At 66.0% G+C, this 288-nt stretch carries 1 pseudogene; it reads right to left on the reverse strand.

Annotation, left to right across the window (positions count from 1 at the left end):
- A pseudogene (locus ADL25_RS19805) lies at window positions 1-288 on the reverse strand (amino acid transporter); the annotation flags it as partial.

Consider the following 288-nt stretch of genomic DNA (forward strand, 5'->3'; position numbering starts at 1 on the left):
TGTCGCGGACGAACCGCTCCGCCATGGTGTCCAGGCTCACGCTGGTCACCCGTAGCTCGAAGGCACGGGCCAGCCGGGACAGCAACGACACCAGGATGATGCCGGCGATGAAACAGGCGCCGATCTTCACACCGTCCGGCCGCTCGATGACGTTGACGACAGTGGTGTAGAGGAAGACGGCTGAGATCACCGCGAAGACGACGGTCCAGTTGCGCTGGCCGGCCTTGCGGGCGGCGATGGTCACCGCGATCGCGGCGGAGCTGATCAGCACCAGCACACCGGTGGCAT

The organism is Streptomyces sp. NRRL F-5122 (genome assembly GCF_001507435.1).
Taxonomy (GTDB): domain Bacteria; phylum Actinomycetota; class Actinomycetes; order Streptomycetales; family Streptomycetaceae; genus Streptomyces; species Streptomyces lannensis.